This window comes from Arthrobacter sp. C9C5, from assembly GCF_013359735.1.
Taxonomy (GTDB): domain Bacteria; phylum Actinomycetota; class Actinomycetes; order Actinomycetales; family Micrococcaceae; genus Arthrobacter.
In genome coordinates this window covers 1-17026 of the sequence record NZ_JABFMX010000028.1, presented here as the reverse complement: position 1 = coordinate 17026, position 17026 = coordinate 1, and the positions used below count along the sequence as shown (strand labels likewise).

The 17026-nt window shown below is 68.6% G+C and carries 10 protein-coding genes; 4 read left to right on the top strand and 6 right to left on the bottom strand.

Annotation, left to right across the window (positions count from 1 at the left end; genetic code table 11):
* Window positions 1–9: 9 nt before the first annotated feature.
* From HNO80_RS16955 to HNO80_RS16930, 6 genes are all read right to left on the bottom strand, one after another.
* Window positions 10–981, bottom strand: coding sequence for an AAA family ATPase (locus HNO80_RS16955; RefSeq protein WP_175324020.1), 972 nt, complete (start codon window positions 979–981; stop codon window positions 10–12).
* 51 nt (window positions 982–1032) lie between these two features.
* Window positions 1033–7146 (bottom strand): Ig-like domain-containing protein, encoded by a 6114-nt coding sequence (locus HNO80_RS16950; protein WP_175324030.1) that lies wholly within the window; start codon window positions 7144–7146, stop codon window positions 1033–1035.
* Window positions 7147–7309: 163 nt separating this feature from the next.
* The gene (locus HNO80_RS16945; RefSeq protein ID WP_175324019.1) at window positions 7310–8671 is read right to left on the bottom strand and encodes an adenylate/guanylate cyclase domain-containing protein; all 1362 of its coding nucleotides are present in this window, start codon (window positions 8669–8671) and stop codon (window positions 7310–7312) included.
* Window positions 8661–9257, bottom strand: a complete 597-nt coding sequence (locus HNO80_RS16940; protein ID WP_175324018.1) for a PH domain-containing protein — start codon at window positions 9255–9257, stop codon at window positions 8661–8663. Before HNO80_RS16940 ends, HNO80_RS16945 begins: the two co-directional genes overlap by 11 nt.
* Window positions 9250–10167: a biotin--[acetyl-CoA-carboxylase] ligase gene (locus tag HNO80_RS16935; protein ID WP_175324017.1), complete on the bottom strand. Its 918-nt coding sequence runs from the start codon at window positions 10165–10167 to the stop codon at window positions 9250–9252. The genes HNO80_RS16940 and HNO80_RS16935 overlap by 8 nt, the downstream gene beginning before the upstream one ends.
* A 205-nt stretch (window positions 10168–10372) precedes the next feature.
* A complete protein-coding gene (locus tag HNO80_RS16930; RefSeq protein WP_175324016.1) occupies window positions 10373–11278 on the bottom strand; it encodes an SDR family oxidoreductase in 906 nt (301 codons plus the stop codon).
* Window positions 11279–11623: 345 nt separating this feature from the next.
* On the opposite strand from HNO80_RS16930, the gene HNO80_RS16925 reads away from it, so the two are divergent.
* From HNO80_RS16925 to HNO80_RS16910, 4 genes are all read left to right on the top strand, one after another.
* Window positions 11624–13207 carry an acyl-CoA carboxylase subunit beta gene (locus HNO80_RS16925; protein WP_175324015.1) on the top strand — a complete coding sequence of 528 codons (1584 nt, stop codon included), beginning with the start codon at window positions 11624–11626 and terminating at the stop codon, window positions 13205–13207.
* Entirely contained in the window at window positions 13204–13446 is a 243-nt protein-coding gene (locus HNO80_RS16920; RefSeq protein ID WP_502707878.1) for an acyl-CoA carboxylase subunit epsilon, read from the top strand. Before HNO80_RS16925 ends, HNO80_RS16920 begins: the two co-directional genes overlap by 4 nt.
* Before the next feature lie 53 nt (window positions 13447–13499).
* A complete protein-coding gene (locus HNO80_RS16915) occupies window positions 13500–15209 on the top strand; it encodes a DUF885 domain-containing protein (protein WP_175324014.1) in 1710 nt (569 codons plus the stop codon).
* A gap of 276 nt (window positions 15210–15485) precedes the next feature.
* Window positions 15486–16937 (top strand): dicarboxylate/amino acid:cation symporter, encoded by a 1452-nt coding sequence (locus HNO80_RS16910; protein WP_175324013.1) that lies wholly within the window; start codon window positions 15486–15488, stop codon window positions 16935–16937.
* Window positions 16938–17026: the final 89 nt, after the last annotated feature.

Genomic DNA, 17026 nt, shown 5'->3' with positions numbered 1-17026 from the left:
CGGGACGGCTTAGACGGCGGCGCGCTGCTGCGGGGCGGCGACGTCGGCCAGCACGCGGGCCAGCACGGCCTCGGCGGTGGCGCCGGAGAACTCCGCTTCCGGGTCCATCACCAGGCGGTGGGTCCAAACGACGGCGGCGAGGTCCTTCACATCGTCGGGCAGCACGAAGTTCCGGCCCTGGCTGGCCGCCCAGACCTTCGCGGCGCGGACCATCGCGAGGGCGCCGCGGACGGACACGCCGAGGCGGGTCTCCGGGGCGTTGCGGGTCTCCTCGCAGAGCCGGGAGATGTATTCCAGCACCGCGGTGTCCACGTGGGTGGTGGCAGCGAGGTCGGCCATGTCCGCGACGGCCTGGGTGGTGATCACGGCCGTGATGTCCTTGGACCGGTCCTTGAGGTTCGCGCCGCCGAGCAGCTGCACGGTGGAGGCGTGGTCCGGGTAGCCGATGGAGGTCTTGATCAGGAAGCGGTCCAACTGGGCCTCGGGCAGGCGGTAGGTGCCGGCCTGCTCGATCGGGTTCTGGGTGGCCATGACCATAAACGGCCGGCCGGCCTCGTAGGTGGCGCCGTCCACGGTGACCCGGGATTCCTCCATGACCTCCAGCAGGGCGGACTGGGTCTTGGGCGAGGCGCGGTTGATCTCGTCGGCGAGGACGATGTTGTTGAAGATCGGGCCCTTGTGGAACTCGAACTTCTGCGTTTTCTGGTCGTAGATGGTCACGCCGGTGACGTCCGAGGGAAGCAGGTCCGGGGTGAACTGGATGCGGTTGTTGGAGCCCTGCACGGTGGCCGCAAGGGCGCGGGCCAGCGAGGTCTTGCCGGTCCCGGGTGCGTCCTCGAAGAGCACGTGGCCTTCGGCCAGCATCGCCGTGAAGGTCAGCCGGATGACATGGGCCTTCCCCAGCACGGCCTGCCCCACGTTGGCAACGAGCTTCTCAAAAGTGCCGGCAAACCATTCGGCCTGCTCAGTTGTCATCGTCATGCGCTGGTTCCTGTTCTGTTGCTGGTGAAAAAGGATGGTGTGCCGGGGCGGTCAGGGGCCCGGCATCCCTGCGGGCGGGTTGGTGCCGAGCGAGGTCGTGTCCCCGCGGGCGTAGTTGCCGGCGGCCGCGCCCGAGGTCAGGTGGTACCAGACCCGGCCGTTCCACACCACGTAGCGGTCCGCCTGGGCCGTGTAGCCCGTCTCGAACCACTTGCCCGGCAAAATGCACTTGTCGGGGTTGGTGTTCCGGTAGCTGTTGGTGCCGCTGTTGGGCTCCGTGCAGGTCCGGACCGGCGTCGCCCGGATGTCCCACGAGGTGGGCTGCGGCGGCGGCGGCTCCGCGCCGCTGCGGGAGGTGTCGCTGCCGATCCGCCCGGGCTGGCCGGCGCTGATCGCGCGGACCTGCAGGGTGTGCGTCTCGCTGAAGCCCACGGTCTTGGAGAACGACCGCTGCCCGATGTCCTGCCAGGCGCCCCCGTCCAGGCTGTACTGGTAGCCGGTCACGGCCCGGCCGTTGCCGCTGGGCTGGTTCCAGCTCCAGGACACGGTCCGATCACCCACACCGCCGCTGCCGCTGCCCGTCACGTTCGGCGCGAAGGCGAGGCCGTAGGGGTTGACCGAGTTGGACGCCGGGCTGGCGTCTCCGGGGCTGCTGCTCCGCGAGGACACGGCCCAGACCACCACGGCGGTGGCCGTCCCGTTGGGGGCGGCCACCACGCCGCCGCCGGCCGGGATGTTCCCGCTGCCGTCGCCGGAAGTCAGGCGGTACATATAAGTGATCTCCCCGGCGGTCGAGCCGTTCCGCTGGGCGGCGGTCAGCACCGGGAACTTTACGTTGATTTTCCCGCCGTCGCCGCCGGTGTCAACCAGGCTGGCCGTGGGCGCGCCCACCATGTCCGGCTTGCCCACGGCACGGACTGAGGCGGACTGGGCGCTGGTGCCGGAGGTGCCTGCCTTGTTCGTGGCCGAGACCGTGAACGTGTAGTCCGCCTCCGAGTTGTCCACCGTGACGTTCTGCGAGGTGGCGGAGACCTTCTGGGTCGACACGGCGGATCCGCCGCGCAGGGTGGTCAGCGTGTAGGAAGAGACGGCGTCGCCGTTGTTGTCCGGTGCGCTCCAGCTCACCCGGAGCTGGCTCTGGGTGCCCACCGATCCGGCTGACGCAGCACTGGGCGCGGCCGGTGTGGCCGGCTTGCCCGCCGGCACCTCGGCGGCGGAGTAGGGGCTCCATTCGGAGGGTTCCTTGGCATCATTGCGGGCCAGGACCCGGACCTTGTAGGCCACGCCGTTCTTCAGGCCCTTCCAGACGTAGCTGACCGAGGTCAGGTTCTGGATCTGTGCGTTTTGCCCCGCCGGTGCCGGCGAGATTTCCAGGTCATAGGACTTCACCGGCGAGCCTTTGGAGGCCGGGGCAACCCAGGTCACCGCCAGCTGCTGGTCGCCGAACTTCAGCGCCGGCGCGGCCGGGGTGTCAGGCTTGACGTCGGGGCGCACCTCGGCGGACGCCGGGGACCGCTCGGATTCGTCGATGGCGTTGGTGGCCGTTACCTGGAAGTGGTACTTCGAGTTGTTCGTCAGGCCGGTGAGGGTGCAGCTGTTCGCCGGGCAGTCCTGCCGGAATCCGCCCTCGCCGTAGACGGTGTACTTGGTGATCGGGGATCCGCGGTCCGCCGGTGCGGTCCAGTTCAGCAGCGCGGTGCCGTCGCCGACGCTGGCAGCCAGCGGCGTGGTGGGGGCCAGCGGCCGGTCCTTGACGGTCAGCCGGATCCGGGCCGTGGCCTGGCGTAAGGGGTCCCCGGTCTTGTCGGCGATGGTGTACGCCACCACCATGGTGCCGGAGAACCCGGAGGCCGGGGTGACCACGACGTTGCCGCCCTCGACGCCCACGTTGCCGGAACCGGTTTCGGCGGTGGCGGCGACGATCTTCAGCGGCGACTCCGGGAACGGGTTCGCGTCGTTTTCCAGCACCGGAACCGTGACCGGCTTGCCGGCGGCGGCGTTCGGCTCGAGGTCGTCGTTGGCCACCGGCTTGGGCCGGTTGGAAGCAGTGACGGCCAACCGGTAGGTCGCAGTCGCCTCGAGGCCCCGCGGATCCTTGGCCTTGACCTGGACCGCTCCGGTGGCGCCGGCGTCGATCCCGTCCTTGGCCGAGGCCTTCAGGGTCTGACCCTCGATGTGGGCGTCGAAACCGGGTGGGACGTTGCCCGCCAGCTCGTACTTCATGTTCTCCACGTCGCCGTCGTCGGGATCCGTGGTGAGCCGGGCCAGGTCCACGCTGGCGGTGTCGCCCTTGGGCAGCTCCACCTGGCTGCCCAGCAGCACCGGCGGGTTGTTCCGGTTGGGGTCCGGGAGCACCTTGGTGCGGATGCTGAGGGTGGACTTGAGCCCGGCCGGATCGTCCGGGCCGGTCCCGTCCGTCACCTCGAAGCTGAGCGAGCCTGGGCCGGCGTAGTCCTTGCCGGTCGTGTACTTCAGGGCCGTGCCGTTGTTGGCGACCGGGTCCGAGCCGTCGGCGCCGATCAGCTTGATCCGGTCCGTCTGGGTGAGGCGCGGCGAGCGGCCGTCGCGGACCTTGACCCACTCCTTGAGGTCCAGAATGACCGACTGCCCCGCGACCACTTCTACGACGTCGTCTTTGGCGAGGGTGGGGACCTGCTGGCCAATCCCGGGGACCCAGATGATCGCCGTCGATTTCTGCCCGTCGACGTCCTCTACGGTGTAGGGGATCAGCTGTGGCTGCTCGGTCAGCTCCACGATCATGTTGCCGTCCGGGCCGGGCCGCGCCGTCTTCGCGTCGGTGCTGACCTTGAGGTTTTCGCCGACGCCGTCGGGGTCTTCGTCGTTCTTGAGCACCGGGACGTCGACGGCGGTCTTGCCGAGCGTCTGGGCGGAGGTTACCCGGTCGTCCCGGGCGATGGGGGCCTGCAGCGGCACGTCTTTTTGGATCTTCACGGCGATGGCGGCCTGGGCGGCGGCACCGCGGTCATCGGCCACCTTGTAGCGGACGTTGACGGTGCCTTCCTGGCCCGGGGCCAGCAGCAGGATGCGGCCGCTCTGCTTGCTGACCGTGGCCTGCAGCTCGGGGGCGGCTTCAATGCCGTCGGTGAGCATCCGGATCGGGTCGCCGTCTGGGTCGGTGTCGTTGCCGGTGGCGTCGACGGCGATCTGGCGGCCGGGCCGCACGGCAACGGCGTCGTCCACGGGGGTCGGCTTCTGGTTGGTTTCCCCGCGCGGGGCGATGCCGACCGTGACGGTGCCGGTGTTAACGGCGCCCTGCCGGTCCACCACCTTGTAGCGGAAGGTGTCAGTTCCGGCGCCGTCGCCGGCGGCTGTGAAGTCGATGAAGGTGCTTCCGGCCGTGGCGGTTCCCATCGATGGGGTGCTGTCGATGCCGGTCAGCTGGACGGAGTCGCCGTCGGGGTCGATGCCGTCGAGCTCGACGGGGATCCGGACCGAGCCGCCGGCCACTACGCGGGCGGTGAGGTTTTTCGGCTGCGGACGCGAGTTCTGCGCGCCTTCAAGCGGCAGGATGTGGATGGTGACGGCGGCGGCGCTTTTCTGGCCTTGCGGGTCCACGGCGTTGTAGATCGCCCGGACAGTCTTGGGCACGGCGCCGGCGATGAAGCGCAGCGTGTTCTCCGAGACGAAGCTCTTGCCGTCGGCGGCCGGCACGGGCTGCGGCAGCACCGGGTCCACGGTCAGCTTCTGGCCCTGCGGGTGCGTGTCGTTGGCCAGCACGGGGATGGTGACGACGTCGTTGACGCGGACGTTCACCTCGTCCGGCTTGGGCTGGGGCGCCTCTACGACTGCGGGCGCCGGGACGGGGACCACGGAGACGCTGCCGGTGGCGGACTTGGTGCCGTTGGACATGGTGTACCTGAAGATGAAGGGTTCTTTGGTGCCGGTGATGTCGGTGATGCGCAGCACGGCGTGATCGATCACGCTGACGGAGGCGGTTGCGTTGTCCGGCAACTGCACGGATTGCAGCACCAGCACTCCCCCGGCCGGGTCCGAGTCGTTGGCGAGCGGGTCCACCAGCACGCTGCCGCCGGCCGGGAGCAGCGCGACGTCGTGCACGGCCACGGGGTCGCCGGCGTCCTTGCCGGACTCGACGTCCACCCGGATCAGGCCCTGGGTGCTTTGCGGGCCGTTGCTGGCGATGTAGCTCAGGTAGACCGGGCCAGGGGTGTCGCTGCGGAAGGTGAACGTTCCGCCGTCCGTCACCGGACCCAGCTGGGCGGTTCCGGCCGCTTCCACCTGGGCGAGCCGCAGCGCGCCGCCGTTGGGATCGACGTCATTCTTCAACGGGGCGATCACGAGGTCTTGGCCGACGACGGCAGTGACGTGGTCCGCGTTGACCACCGGCTGCAGCGCTCCCGGCGGCTGGACGTTGACGATCACCCGTCCGGTGCTGGTCGCCCGGCCGTCCCAGACAGTGACCGTGACGGTCTTCTTGCCGGGGGCGGCGCCGGAGTCCTGGTAGCTGAGCAGGCCGTCGCGGCGCACCTTGACCTGGTCCTGGTCGTTGTCTGCCCTGGCATCCATCAGCACCAGGTCGTCGCCGTCAGGGTCGGTCCAGTCGGTGAGGATGTTCTGGCTGACCGACTTGCCCTGCTCCACGAGCATGGTGGTGGGCTCGCCGCGCTTGAACAGCGGGGGCTTGTTCTCGTCCGGGCCCACGACGCTGAGGGTGATGCTGCCGCCGGCGGAGAGACCGCGGCCATCGGCGGCGTTGTAGCCAAAGGTTTCGGTGCCGGGTTTCGCGTCCGGCGGGACGGTGATCTGGAAGGCCGTGCCGCCGTAGATGCTCTCCAGGCTGCCGGCCTTGGGACCGCTGCCGGCAACGGCGGCAGTCAGGACGTCGCCGTCGGGGTCGGAGTCATTGTCCAGCACGCTCAGCACCGTGGTGCGACCAGGGCGGACGCCGACGGCGTCGGGTTTCGTTTCCGGGGGCCGGTTGGGTTTGGTGCGGTCCGGGAGGATGTTGACGGTGTTGTTGTCCGCGGATTCCTGGTCCTGGTCATCGGACTGGTTCTTCGGCGGGATGACGTCGTCCCAGTTGTTCACCAGCTGCATGTTCTGGTTCACCAGCCACACATTGCCGGAGTTCACATCGTTGAGCACCACCACATCCCGGTTCACCCGGAACACGTAGCTGGGCGACGCGGACGCTTTGGGCACGTCCACGGTCCTGTCATCGGCCTCATTCACGCAGTCCCGCACATACTTATTCGCCCCGGACCACGCCGCGTGCACGCAGCCGCCCAGCTGCACCGGCGCCGCCGGCACCCCCTGGCCGCCGAAGGTGACGGTCTTCGCCGTCGACCCGTCCAGCGGCTGTTCCAACAGCGCCTTCGGCGTCGCCACGGCCACCGCATCCGCTCCCGGACCCGCCTGCTGCAGCCGCGCATCCCGGGCATCCGCCAGCGCCAGCTCACGCCCGCCCGGCAGGAACAACTTCCCGCGGCCCGCGTCCAGCACCACCGGCTGGTCCCCCACTACGGTCAACTGGATGCTGCCGGCACCTTTCAAGCCGTCCCAGGTGCTGGCCTGCGAATCCGTCGCCCGGCCGTCGGCATCCACACTGGTCACCGTCACCTGCCCGGACTTGGGGTCGGCACTGTAAATCCGGTCGTCGGAACCCACTGCTGACACGGTGCCCTGCGCCCCTGAGAGCACGGGCTCCGAATTCTCCTCATCGAAACCGTTCACCGTCGACGGCGACAACGCCCACACCCGGCCGCGCGCGGCGTCCGTCACCGCTATCACTTTCGATCCGAAGCTCACCTCGGCGGAGCCCGGCAACTTCTTATCGCCGCCTAGGCGCATCTGCGCCGCGGAAACCTGGTTCAACGTCGAGCCCGAGGCATCGTCAACGAACACCGTCCCGGCATCCTGCAGCACGTCAAACGTCGTCGACGCCGGGGTCACTGCACCGTCCAGGACGCGGGACGGATAGTTCAGCCGCCCCACCGCGTTCCTTGCCTTCGACACCACCCACACGCCGCCGTCATTCAGCTCCACCTCGGTGGTCTTGAGGCCGGGGTAGATGATGGCCCCGGTCACCAGCACTGCAGCGGCGGCCGCGAAGGAGGTGGCGGTGACGAGCTTGCGGCGCGTGCGTGATCGCGGCTTCGTGGAGCCCGGCTTTCGTGCACCCAGCATGGCGAAAAGTCGTGGCACAGCGTCAAATTTCCTTCAAGAGTTTGGTGGATTCCCCGGCGGACTGACCTAGACCGGTCCCCCACTTCCCGCGATAGCCTACCTAACGATCTCCGGGAGCGCGATGGGGAGGACTCCCCGACGGAGGGCGCCGCTTCCGGAGGCCTTAGTCCAGGACCAGGCCCCTCCCGCTGCCCCGCTGCAGCTCCACGGGGTGGATTTCGCCGAAACCGCGCACGTTCTCGGCGTCGCGGGGAAGCAGCACAAAGCGTTCGTCGTGTTCCAGCGCCGCCGCGGTCATGGAGTCCACCAGCACGGTGCCCGGATCGGCCAGCGCCGTGAGGCGGGCGGCCAGGTTCACGGTGGGTCCGTAGATGTCCCCCAGCCGGGAGAGGATGCGGCCCCACACCATGGCGACGCGCGCCTGCGGCAGGATCTCGTCCTCGTTGAAGGCCTGCGAGAGGGCCAGCGAGATCTCGGCCCCGGCAGCAGGGGTTTCGGCAATGTAGAGGACTTCATCGCCGACGGTCTTCACGAGGCGTCCGCCGCCGACGGAGATGATCTCGGCGCACTTGTTTTCAAAGCGCTGCACCAGCTGGGCGAGGGTCTTTTCGTTCATCCGGCGGGAGAGGCTGGTGTAGGAGACCAGGTCGGCGAAGCCGACGGCGCGGGCAAGCGGCAGCGGCGCGTCGTCTTCATCCCCTTCGCGGCCCTCCTCGCTGGAGGCCAGGCCGGCCTCGGCACGCACCGCGAGTCGCTGCACCCCGGCGTTGAGCTGGCGGCGCCAGGAGTAGACCAGCATTTCCTCGAGCGCGTCCACGAGCGAGGGCAGTTCGCTGACCAACCGTTTGCGGGCCACGGCGTCGGTGACCCCCTGCTGGTGGACCATGTCCTCGACCAGTGCCTCGATCTGCCAGACCACCATGCGGTCCGTCATCTGGCCGATGGCGCGGGTGACGGAGATGGCGGCTTCCTCGGTGAGCTTGCCGGCGCGGACCAGGTCCACAATCGTGCTCAGGGCGGACTGGTCCTTTTCGGTGAACGCCACGTCGTCATCGCCCAGGTTGGGGAACCCGAGGGCACGCCAGAGTTTCCGGGCGGACAGCAGGGACAGCCCTGCACCGGCGGCCACCTCACGGCGGCGCAGCTTGCGTTCGCCGCCCAGCAGCCGCTGCTCGAGGGCCTTGGTTGCGAGGCGTTCCGCGGACATGGTGCCGGTGGGCGGAGTGGCAGCCGGCTCTTCGGCGGCAGCCGGGCCGGAGGCGTCGCCGTCGTCGGTGCCGTTTTCGTTGTCAGCGGCACCGTCGGTGGCGTCAGTGGCGTCACTGGCAGCGGCACCGTCGGTGGCGTCAGTGGCAACGGCAGCGCCGGCGCCGGCGCCGAAATCAGCGGCGTCATCGGGATCGGAGGTTGCGAGGGAGTCCAGCACGGCGGCTTCGAGGGAGGACGCTTCGAGGACCGCTTCGGGCACGTCCGAAGGCTCGGCGGCCAGGAGTCCGGTGTCGGGGTGCACGTTCTCAGCGTTCATCTCTTCCACCTTCTCTCATGTCCATGGGCCATTCGCCGGAGCCGTGCATCGTGTCGTCGGCCTCAAGCAGTTCGCCCTCCGGAAGTTCGTCTAGCGCGTCGAGGATGAAGTTCCGGAACGTCATGACCTCGGGGACGTCCGGAATCACCGTGCTGGAGGGGTACCCGGTATCCAAGGATATATTCCCCGAGCGCAGGGTCCGTTGGAGCAACGTCTGTTCGATGAACACATTACGGACCGCGGCCAGCGGAACCTGCGCCTCCCGCCGCCGCAACATGCCGTATCGGGCAGCCAGGCGCCGGCTGGTCAGGGTGTAGCGGCTGGCGTGCCAGGTCACCACCTTGGGCAGGCAGTAGCCAACCAGCACCCAGGCCGCCAGCGCCAGGCAGCCGCCGATCAGCCACGGCGTCCAGTTCGGAGTGACGAGCGGGACGAGTTTGGCGGCCCCGCCCTTCACGATCCAGGCGCAGGCAAAGGCGGTGAGGGCGGAGACCAGGATGAACAGCAGGGCCGGGACGATCAGTGTCCGCGGCTGGGGGCGGGTAACGACAATCACTTGCTCGCCCGGGAGGAGCTCCTTACGCATAGCCGCTTTCGCCGCCGGCCTCGCCGGGTGGGGTCCAGGGGCGCAGGTGCACGACGTCGCCGGCGGTCACCACGTGCTCGTGCCCGGCGGCATCAACCACCAGCAGCGATCCGTAGTCGTCCAGCCGGGTGGCGTGGCCGATGATCTCGTGGTCGCCGGGGAGCTGGGCACGGACCTGCTTGCCGAGGGTGGTCAGCACGTGCTCCACCCGCTTGTGCAGCGAAGGACCGCCGGCCATTCCCGCAGCGGGGTCGCCGTCGGCGTTGCAGAAGCTGCGGTAGAGCGTGGCGAAGCGGGAGAGGTAGCTCTTCAGCAGTGCGGTCCGGTCCACCGTCGTCGGGTGTTCCAGCAGCACCGAGGTGGCCGTGGGCACCGGAAGTTCGGCCTCGGTGAGGGTGACGTTCAGCCCGGTCCCGAGCACCACGGGGGGAACGGCGCCGTCGCCCATGGGGCCCAGCTGTGCGAGGATGCCGGCGATCTTCTGGCCGCGGACCAGGACATCGTTGGGCCATTTGAGCTCGGCGGGGATTCCGGCGGTTTCCAGCAGGGCCTCCCGCAGCGCGAGCGCGGCAAGCAGCGAGAGCCAGGAGTAGCTCTGGGTGGGCAGCGGGCGGCCCTCGGCGTTGACCGGCCGGAGCACGATCGAGACGGATACGGAGCTGCGGGCCGGGGCTTCCCAGTGCCGGTCCAGGCGGCCGCGGGCGGCGCTCTGGTACTCGGCAGTGAGCACGGAAAGGTCCGGCCAGGCCCCGGGATCCACGGTGACGCCGCGCAACAGGTCCGCGTTCGTGGAGCCGGTGGACTCCACGACGGTCAGTTGCGGGATGCCGTTGGCCGAGAGGAACTCGGCGTCGCTGAGGGCGCTCTGGTCCAGGGGTGGACGGTCCGGTGTCTCCTGCGCGGCTTCCATGCTTGAATCCTACCGAGTAACGGCCCCCGCGGCGCCGGACCGGGCGGGGCAGTGGCGGCCGCGCGCCTGGCGGAACGTCCCCAACTTTGGACGCCGCCGTCGGCGGGTTGCACTGACACGCCGCGGTATTCCGGTGTCGAACACGCAAAAGCGGGGAGTTTCGGCGGCCCGCGCCGCCCCGGAACGGCGAAACGCGGCCGGAAACTCAGAGGAAAATGTCAGGAACCAGCCGGTCTTCCGGCGCGCCCAGGCTGTACGGCGCGAAGTCCGTGACGCCGGCCGCGGCCAGCACCTCTTCGTCGGTGTAGAAATTCCCGCTCCAGCTGCCGGAGGCCGGGATGGCATTGCTGGCGGTCAGCACGGCGTGGGCGGCGTCGGCCATGATCTGCGGGCCGCGCGCGCCGCGGACGATCTGCTCGCCGCCGGGCATGTTGCGGATCGCGGCGGTGTCGATCAGGGTGCAGGGCCAGAGCGAGTTCACGCTGATGCCGTCCACCTTGAGTTCCTCGGCCAGGCCCAGCGTGGTCAGGCTCATGCCGTACTTGGCCATGGTGTAGGCCAGGTGCATGCCGGCCCATTTGGGGTCCAGGTTCAGCGGCGGCGAGAGCGTGAGGATCTGCCCGGCCGCGGATTCGCGGAGCGCCGGCAGGGCGAGCTTGCTGAGCAGGAAGGTGCCGCGGACGTTGATGTCCTGCATCAGGTCGTAGCGCTTCATGTCCACGGCGTCGGTCTTGGAGAGGTCGATCGCGGAGGCATTGTTGATCACAATGTCGATCCCGCCGAAGCGTTCGACGGCGGCGGCAACCGCGCCGGCGACGTCGGCGTCGTTGCGCACATCGCCGACCAGCGGCAGCGCCTGTCCCCCGGCCGCCTCGATCTGTTCCGCGGCGGAGTAGACGGTGCCCTCGAGTTTGGCGTGCGGCTGGCCGGTCTTGGCCAGCAGCACGATGTTGGCGCCGTCGCGGGCGGCACGGAGGGCGATCGCCAGGCCGATGCCGCGGCTGCCGCCGGACATCAGGATGGTGCGGCCCGCCAGGGAACCCGAGGCCTGGTACGGCTCCGGCTGACGGGATTCCGGGGATACGGCCGAAGCGTCGTTGCTTGAAGTCATAGCCCCAGCCTAGCCGATGTTACTGACCAGTAACATGCCTTTCCCGGGACGGTCGTGACGCTCCCGCCCGGTTATTGCCCGCGCGGGCGCGGAAATCTGGCCCGCACCCGCGGAATTCTGGGCTCCAGCCCCGGTGCGACCGCGAGTAACTGAGCTGGAGCGCAGCAACCGGCGGTGAAGCTTGGGGTGAAAATTGTAGGTTTTCTACAGCGGTGCGGACGAATACCGTCACTAGACTTGCCAGCACGGCCATGTTTTTGTGTGGAATCCACTTAAGCGCCACCGCACAGGCCTAGGACAGCCGTAACGAAGAACAGCAGCGAACAACAGAGCCGGAGACACTTGATGAGCCACGATCTGACCACGACCGCGGGAAAGATTGCCGATTTCCGCGACCGCCAGGCCCGTGCCGAGCAGCCCTCCGGCCCGGAAGCGATCGAGAAGCAGCACGCGCGCGGCAAGAATACCGCCCGCGAGCGCATCGACCTGCTGCTCGACGCCGGATCCTTCGTCGAGTTCGATGCCCTCGCCGTGCACCGCTCCACGGCGTTCGGCATGGAGAAGAAGAAGCCGCTGGGCGACGGCCTCGTTTCCGGCTACGGCACCGTGGACGGCCGCCCCGTAGCTGTTTACAGCCAGGACTTCTCCGTCTACGGCGGGTCACTGAGCCAGGTCAACGGCGAGAAGATCGTCAAGGTCCAGGAGTTCGCGCTGCGCAACGGCTGCCCGGTGGTCGGCATCCTCGACGGCGGCGGTGCCCGGATCCAGGAAGGCGTCGCCTCGCTGGCCATGTTCGCGGACATCTTCCGCAACAACGTCCACGCATCCGGCGTCGTGCCGCAGATTTCGCTGATCATGGGCCCCTCCGCCGGCGGCGCTGCCTACTCCCCCGCCCTGACCGACTACGTGGTCATGGTGGACAAGACCTCGCACATGTTCATCACCGGCCCGGACGTGATCAAGACCGTGACCGGCGAAGACGTGGACATGGAGACCCTCGGCGGGGCGCGCCAGCACAATGCCAACACCGGCACCTCCACCTACCTCGCCGCCGACGAGGCGGACGCCGTCGAGTTCGTCCGCGAGCTGCTGGATTTCCTGCCCTCCAACAACCTCGCCGAGGCCCCCGTGCTGGAGCACAGCCAGCAGCCGGAGCTCGACGACGACGACCTGGCCCTCGACGTGCTGATCCCGGACTCGGCCAACCAGCCGTACGACATGCGCAAGGTGATCGAGCAGATCGTCGACGACGCGCACTTCCTGGAGATGCAGTCGCTCTACGCGCCGAACGTGATCATCGGCTACGGCCGGGTCGAGGGCCACACCGTGGGCATCGTGGCCAACCAGCCGATGCAGTTCGCCGGCACCCTGGACATCGCCGCCTCGGAGAAGGCGGCCCGCTTTGTCCGGCACTGCGACGCCTTCAACATCCCCATCATCACGCTGGTGGACGTGCCGGGCTTCCTGCCGGGCAAGGACCAGGAATTCCAGGGCATCATCCGCCGCGGCGCGAAACTGCTCTACGCCTACGCCGAGGCCACCGTGCCGAAGCTGACCGTGATCACCCGCAAGGCCTACGGCGGGGCGTACATCGTGATGGGCTCCAAGAAGCTCGGTGCCGACCTCAACTTGGCCTGGCCCACCGCGCAGATCGGCGTCATGGGCGCCCAAGGCGCCGTCAACATCCTGTACCGCCGCGAACTCGCCGCCGTCGCGGAGGCCGGCGGCGACGTCGAGGTCAAGCGCGCCGAGGTCATCCGGCAGTACGAGGAGGAGCTGCTCAACCCGTACCAGGCCGCCCAGCTGGGCTACGTGGACGCGGTGATAGCCCCGTCCGAGACGCGGCTGCAGATCATCAAGGGCCTGCGCGCGCTGCGGGACAAGCGTGCCAGCCTGCCCGCCAAGAAGCACGGGAACATCCCGCTGTGATCCCCACCCGACCCGAGATGGAACCCGACGGCACGCCGGCGGAGCAGCCGGTGCTCGCCGTCGTGAAGGGCGAGCCGACGGCGGAGGAACTCGCGGCGCTGACCGCCGTCGTCCTCTCCCTGGGCAGCGGTGAAACCGCCGCTGCGGAGAAGCCGGGCGTGCGGCACTGGATCCGGCGGCAGCAGCTGCAGCTGGCGCCGAAGCCGGGCCCCGGCTCGTGGAAGCGCAGCCGCGGCTAAGGAAAGTTCAGTAACCCTTTCATAACTGGCGCGGCCCGGCTAGTCTCGTTCGGGTGACTACCCAAACAACTCAGAACACCACGCCCGACAATCCGGTTCCGGCGCGCCCGCAGACCGCGATCGACGCCGTCGCCGACGCCTTCACGGACACCTTGATCCGGCTCAACCCGAGTTTCGCCACTGAACTGGGCCTGCCCGGCCACGAAACCGAGTACCCGGACTTCTCCCCCGCCGGGCATGAGGAGTTCGCTGCCGCGGCCCGCGAGGCCCTGGCCGCGCTGGAAGGGCTCGAGCCTGCTGATGACGTCGACGCCGTCACCCTGGACGCGATGCGCGAGCGCCTCGGCCTGCAGCTGGAAATCCACGACTCCGGCTGGGATCTGGCCGAGCTGAACAACATCGCCTCCCCCGCCCAGGAGATCCGCGCGATCTTCGACCTGATGCCGACGGACACCGCCGCGCAGTGGGAGCACATCGCCGGCCGCGCGCACAACGTTCCGGCCGCCCTGGACGGCTACATTGATTCGCTGCGCACGGCCCGGGACTCCGGCCGGGTCTCCGCCGCCCGCCAGGTGCGGATCGTGATCGAGCAGACCACCAAGCACGCCGCGGACGACGGCTTCTTCGCCAAGCTGGCCGCCGAGGCGAAGACTGCCGAGGGTCCGCTGCCCGAGGACGTGCAGTCCAAGCTCGACGCCGGTGCTGCCGCCGCCCGCGCGGCCTATGCCCGGCTGGCCGGCTTCCTGGAAGCCGAACTGCTGCCGGCCGCCCCGGAAAAGGACGCCGTGGGCCGCGAACGCTACGCCCTGGCCTCCCGTTCCTTCCTCGGCGCCACGGTGGACCTCGAGGAGACCTACGCCTGGGGTGTCCAGGAACTCGACCGCCTGATCGCCGAACAGGAGCGCGTGGCCAACCAGATCCGGCCCGGCGCCACGGTCGAAGAGGCCAAGGAAATCCTGAACAACGATCCGGCCCGCCAGCTCAAGGGCACCGACGCCCTCCGGGCCTGGATGCAGGAGCTGTCCGACAAGGCCGTGGCCGACCTTGCCGGCGTGCACTTCGACATCCCGGATGCCATGAAGACGCTCGAGTGCAAGATCGCCCCCACCCAGGAAGGCGGCATCTACTACACCGGCCCCTCGGATGACTTCAGCCGGCCGGGCCGCATGTGGTGGTCCGTGCCGCCGGGCGAGGATACCTTCACCACCTGGGCGGAGACCACCACGGTCTACCACGAGGGCGTGCCGGGCCACCACCTGCAGGTCGCCACCGCCACTTACCGGCGTGAACTGCTGAACAAGTGGCGGCGCAACGTCTGCTGGACCTCCGGGCACGGTGAAGGCTGGGCGCTGTACGCCGAGAAGCTGATGCAGGAACTCGGCTATTTGAAGGATCCGGGCGACCACATGGGCATGCTGGACATGCAGCGCATGCGGGCGGCCCGGGTGGTGTTCGACATCGGCGTGCACCTGGAGTTGGAGGTGCCCGAGCGTTGGGGGTCGGGCACCTGGACTCCGGACACGGGGTACGGGTTCCTGAAGCAGAACCTTGCGATCAGCGAGGGCCAGCTCAAGTTCGAGTTCACCCGCTACCTCGGCTGGCCGGGGCAGGCACCGTCGTACAAGGTGGGCCAGCGGCTCTGGGAGCAGATCCGCGCCGAGCTCGAATCCCGGCCGGGCTTCGACCTCAAGGCCTTCCACACCAAGGCGCTCAACATGGGCTCCGTGGGGTTGGACACCCTGAAGCGGGCCCTCCTGGGGTAGGAGTTCCCGGCCCGGGGCAGGCACCCTGCCTGCTGTCCCGGGGGACAGCCATCCTCTGCGTGCTCGCTCGTTCCTCGCTTAGACGCACGCTGCCGGATGCCTGCTCCCCCGGGCCCACGGAGAGACAATCGCCACACTCGCCGGCGGAATAACTTCACAAACGGACCGTCCTTCGGCTTGTTTACAGGGATTGCTCATTCGAAGCTCAAATCGGGGCGCGTAACATTTCTCAACGTTTGTTCGTCGTGTTATGCAGCCCGGTCCTAGCGTATTCGGGTGACCACTCAGACAAGCACCCCCGCAACCGCAGGCAAGCCCGGTTTCCAGCTGCCCAAATGGGCCGGCTCTTTCGGCTTCCAAATCATCGCCGCCCTGATCGTGGGCCTGGGTCTTGGCCTGCTCGCGAAATACACGGGCAGCACCAAGGCCAACCCCAACGCCCTCGGCGCCACCCTGCAGACCATCGGCTCGAGCTACGTCTCGCTGCTGCAGACCGCCGTCGTGCCGCTCATCTTTACCGCCGTCGTTAGCTCCATCTCCAACCTGCGCGCCGTCTCCAACGCGGCGCGGCTGGCCTGGAACACGCTGCTCTGGTTCGCGATCACCTCGCTGATCGCGGTGCTGATCGGCATCGGCCTGGGCGTGCTGCTGCAGCCCGGCGCGGGCACCGGCATCACCAAGCAAGCCGAGTACGCCGGCAAGTCCGGTGACTGGTGGGCCTTCCTGGTCGGGCTGTTCCCGAAGAACTTCCTGGGCCTCGGCGCAAGCACCACCGTCACGGACGGCGTCGCGACCACCGCCGTGAGCTTCAATGTGCTGCAGATCCTCGTGATCGCGATCGCCGTCGGCATCGCCGCGCTCAAGGTGGGCAAGGCCGCCGAGCCGTTCCTGAACCTCAACGCCTCCGCGCTCGCCGTGATCCAGAAGGTCCTCTGGTGGATCATCCGGATCGCCCCGCTCGGCACCGTCGGCCTGATCGGCAACGCCGTGGCCGTCTACGGCTGGGACACCATCGGCTCGCTCGGCAAGTTCACCTTTGCCATCTACGTTGGCCTCGCCCTTGTGCTGTTTGTGGTGTACCCGGTACTGGTCCGCAGCCACGGCCTGTCCATCAAGCAGTACTTCTCCGGTGTCTGGCCCGCGGTGCAGCTGGCCTTCGTTTCCCGCTCCTCCGTGGGGACCCTGCCGCTGACCCAGCGCGTGACCGAACGCTCCCTGGGCGTGCCCCGCGCCTACGCCTCCTTCGCCGTGCCGCTGGGCGCCACCACCAAGATGGACGGCTGCGCCGCGATCTACCCGGCTGTATCCGCGATCTTCGTGGCCCAGTTCTTCGGCATCCAGCTGGACTTCACCCAGTACCTGCTAATCGCCCTCGTCTCCGTGCTGGGTTCCGCCGCTACCGCCGGCACCACCGGCGCCGTCGTCATGCTGACCCTGACGCTCTCCACGCTGGGACTGCCGCTGGCCGGCGTCGGCCTCCTGCTGGCGATCGACCCGATCCTGGACATGGGCCGCACCGCGGTCAACGTGGCCGGACAGGCCCTGGTACCCACCATCGTGGCCAAGCGCCAGGGCATCCTGGATGAGTCGCTCTACAACGCCCCGCGCAACGGCGACCCGTTCAGCGACGATGTCGCTGACGCCGACGGTGTTGACGCTTCCAATGTTGACGCCGACGGCGGTGTCCCGGCTGCCGCCGGGCGCGAACTGGCCGGCGCGAAGGCCTAAGCCACCCGTTAACGAACAAGTAGTCCCCGGGGTTTGAACTGGTCCCTGAAAGTTGGACTGGCTAAGTAAGAGCCTAGGCTGCGAGGGCC